Here is a 4,002-nt window from a genome sequence, read left to right on the forward strand (position 1 = left end):
GAGGAACGCAGCCAGTCGAATCAATCGAATTAACGAAGAAAAAATCGTCCGATAGTAATAATCCTCGCTGTTTGTAAAAAACTCAATGAATTTTCCTGGACAGATAAGAACCGATGGGCTTCCGTCCACTAACGCAATGATTTTGCCATCCAGCAAAGAAGTAACCGTCGTATCCGGGCGCTCCGTATACCGAACTTGCGGAAAAGGGGAGTAGTTGGAATCATTAACCCACTCTTCCAGATAGGAAATATCAATCATTTCTTCTTGATCTATACCCTCAATCTTTTGCTTAAACGCTTCTAATGTCTCCGGCTTTACGACGCCTTCCAAATAGCCGTAGGACACTTTTCTGTGAACCTTCTCCCCGGATATAAAATACTCAAATTTAAGTTCGGGCGATTTCAGCAAGCTTCGAATGACACCGATATTGCGATCCAAGCTTTCAATGAAGCTGACATGCGGGCCTTGAACGGTAGGCTCCGTAATGGGCTCTGAGGTTTGACGCTGCTCGACATCAAGGGCAAAATAGGCGATAGCCTTAGGCCATCCGTCAAAAAAAATGACGACTTTGCCGTCCAGAATGCCTCTGACGGCTTGTTCCATTTCGCTCATAAGCTCAACGTTAGGGGAAGCGATGCCATGATTCTCAAAATAATGGATAACATCTTTTATCGTTACCGTCTCGGCAGGACCAAGCTCATGCGGCACCAGATTTTGCAGCGTATCCTTTGCAAAATTCGTAACGGTCGTTTTCGTTAGCGTATCGAAGTAGACGGTAAAGGCTGATTGCTCCAAGCCCTGTCCATAACTCCAGCGATGTATTATCAAGTCTTTGCAGTTGGCAAAAAAACCTTCGATCGCGTTCAAGTTTTCTTCCAGATGGGGAGAAATGTTCGGGTAAGAAGGCTTGTCGGATGTAGTGTGATTAGGTGAAAAATTGGGCGATTTCCGCATGCGAGTCTCCTATCCGAAGTGAAGTGTCGAATGATTACATCTTTTCCCTGTTGAGGAAAAGATATTCGGTTGTCATTGGATTGGGGGGAGGGGAGGAGCCAATGTCTATTCTGTTTACCTGTTATATTTTATTGCATGTATGAGATTGACGACTATAATAGGTTTAAAGAAGAGGGGATTGCAGCGAATGTATTCCTAGATTTATTACCGGGTCTAAACATCGTTGGAAGAAAGGCTGGCATGAGAGGGGACTGGCTATGTTTTATTCGTTAAAAAGTCGTTTGATTGCAATCTTTTGTTTACTATTCGTTTTATCCTTCGTCACCCTGTCCATTCTTTTATTTAATGAGTCCCGTTCCATTATTCGCTCTTACATTGAATCTTCAGCACTGGAGAAAATGGATGAATACGGGTCTTACATTGATATGGTTCAAACACAAATCTATGATTTAGCCTCTATCGTTTTTAATAGCGATATTACGAATAATTGGGATGCAGTAGCGTCAGATTCCGCATCCACGGAGGGAGAAAAAAATCTTGCCCATTACCGAATGAGCCAGTTTTTGACGCAGACAACGAACAGTTATTCCAGTGTTTCTGGTGTCGCCGTCTATCGTCAGGAAGGCATGTGGGTCAGCAGTGGCAATTTAGTTGTGTCTAACGATTCCTTTCTGAAGGAAAAGTGGTATCTCGATTTTAAAAACGAGGATCAATACTGGATTCCGGCTCATACGGATGTCGCAGAGCTGCGCAATAACAACAAACATCCGGTAATCAGTATGCTGATGCCGATCAGTTCATTTGAGCCTTCACTGACAAAAAGTGTGATGAAGATTAATGTAAGCGCTGACTATTTTCTGGAGCCGCTAGGCAGAATCCATCTTGGGGAGAGCGGAACGATCTATTTATTAGATCAGCATGGTAAACCAATGCTGTCCCAGAACGAATACGGAGCCCATTCGGAGATGGTACGGCAGGTTGACGATTTACGGACAGGCTGGAGGAAGCAGGGCGTCGTTTATTTAAATAATTTAAGCGGAGAAAAAGAAATTTTAGTATACAAAAAACTGCCGAAAACGAACTGGATGCTTGTTGGGTTCGTATCAGAGAAAGATTTGTATTCACAGCTCTTTCGCCTGCGAAGCACGATTCTAATCGTTGCGGCTGTATTATTAATTGTGTCTTTGATACTGGCGACTTGGTTCTCGCATGGAATTACGAAGCCGCTTTCACGGCTGGTGCTCGCAATGCGGCATGTACAAAGAGGCGATTTTGTGCTTGCTGAGAGCCGTTTGGCGCCTGAGAAGAGGGTACGCAATGAAGTGGGCTTCGCAACTGAAACGTTCCGCAACATGGTTACGAGACTGCGACAGCATATCAAAACCGAGTTCGAGCTTAAGCTGCTTAGGCAGCAAGCGGAATACAAAGCGCTGCTCATGCAAATTAATCCGCATTTTCTGTTTAATACACTGGAGCTCATGAGCAGCTTAGCCATACAGCGACGGACAGATGATACAGTCGAAGTTATAGAATCACTAGGGAAGATGATGCGTTTCTCTCTTAAAATTAGCGATGACCTCGTTCCGTTGGAAGAAGAGCTAGTTTATGTTCACTATTATTTGTCGATCTTAAAAATCCGCTTCGGTGATCAACTGAACATAACGATTGAGGAGGAAGGCGACCTTCTGAGATTGTCGACGGTAAAATTTATTTTCCAGCCATTGATAGAGAACGCCGTTAAATACAGCTTCATGCATCAATCCGAGGCAATCGTCCGCATTCGTGTAAGCCATGCTGCGGGAAGGGTACATCTAATCGTGTCAGATAACGGACCGGGGATGACAAGCGAGCAGCAGAAGAAGCTGCTGGAGCGATCGGAATCCGTTCAGCTGGAGCAAATTCTTACCAGCCGGAGCAGCCAAATTGGACTAGGAAATGTTCTTGCACGCTGCCGTCTTTACTACGAATCACTATTTGAGGTCCGCATCGATTCTACGCTTGGCGAGGGTACAACGATTGAGCTCATACTACCAGCACAGGAGGAACACCAGCATGTATAAAGTATTAATCGTGGATGATGAACCCGAGATCCGTCAGGGTCTAAAGCTTAAGGTAGACTGGGACAGTATTGGACTTATCATTGCAGGGGAAGCCTCTAATGGCGTCGAAGCGCTCGAGAGGCTTTCAGCAGAGGCTATTGATATTGTTATTACAGATATGAACATGCCTGTGATGGACGGTATGTTATTTTTAGATTCCTGTCACGAGCAGTACCCATCCCTGCGTCTGATCGTCATTACAGGTTATGAGGATTTTCATTATGCGAAAGCAGCCATTCGCAATCAGGCTCGCGAGTATTTGTTAAAACCTGTTGCTAGAAAAGAATTGACCGACACGCTTTCAAACGTAAAGAAGGAGCTGGACAAGGAAAGGCAAAGCCATGATCAGGCGGCTATGACGCAGTGGCGGCTCTCCCAATATTATAAGGAAATGAAAGAGCATTTTATCGTTCATCTCGTAAAGGAAGAGATTTTGCAGGAGAGTACTATAAAAGATCGTTCCCGATTGTTTGAGCTGGATTTATGGGATAAACGTGAGGTTAGGTTTATTACAGCAGGGCTATGGGAGCGAGGGGAATCAAGCGCTTCGGTTGACCGTACGCCGGACAAGTTTCGATTGCCGTTCGATATCATATCAAGAGAATGCGCAGACAAGTTCCAAGGGAAGATGGAGGTATTTCGTGATACCAATTATCCTGGCCTCATGCATTTTGTAATCGCTGCGGACCACGAATTGGAGCGGGAATTTGCTGAGTTTCTGACTCAAAGCGTAAATAAGTACATGGCGTTTGAAATTAAAATAGGTACTGGTCAAACGGTAAGCGGATTTAAGCAGTGGAAAGAAGGTTATATTAGCTCTTTGCTGGCATGGAACATGCCATACGGCAAAGCTGCTGGACTAGCTCATGCTTCTGAGGGGCATACGGCTATACCTGAGCATACCATTAAGGTTATTGAGCGCTATTTATTTCGAGGAGAGCTTTCATCG

The 4,002-nt window shown here is 44.7% G+C and carries 3 protein-coding genes; 2 read left to right on the top strand and 1 reads right to left on the bottom strand.

What is annotated here, in order from left to right; all coding sequences use genetic code 11:
• Positions 1-954 (bottom strand): spore germination protein (locus tag AC1DSE_RS31810; protein ID WP_477528798.1); only part of this gene is annotated, 954 nt, incomplete at its 3' end.
• A 257-nt stretch (positions 955-1,211) separates the two neighbouring features.
• Here AC1DSE_RS31810 and AC1DSE_RS31815 point away from each other — a divergent pair.
• Together AC1DSE_RS31815 and AC1DSE_RS31820 are read left to right on the top strand one after the other, a co-directional pair.
• Positions 1,212-3,014, top strand: coding sequence for a sensor histidine kinase (locus tag AC1DSE_RS31815; protein ID WP_477512121.1), 1,803 nt, complete (start codon positions 1,212-1,214; stop codon positions 3,012-3,014).
• The coding region (locus AC1DSE_RS31820) for a response regulator (protein ID WP_477528799.1) at positions 3,007-4,002 on the top strand (996 nt) is incomplete at its 3' end. The genes AC1DSE_RS31815 and AC1DSE_RS31820, both read left to right, overlap by 8 nt.

This window comes from Paenibacillus sp. 01L418 (assembly GCF_056400045.1).

Coding starts and splice junctions, on each gene's coding strand:
- AC1DSE_RS31815 (WP_477512121.1), top strand. CDS start 1,212: ATGTTTTATTCGTTAAAAAGTCGTTTGATTGCAATCTTTTGTTTACTA.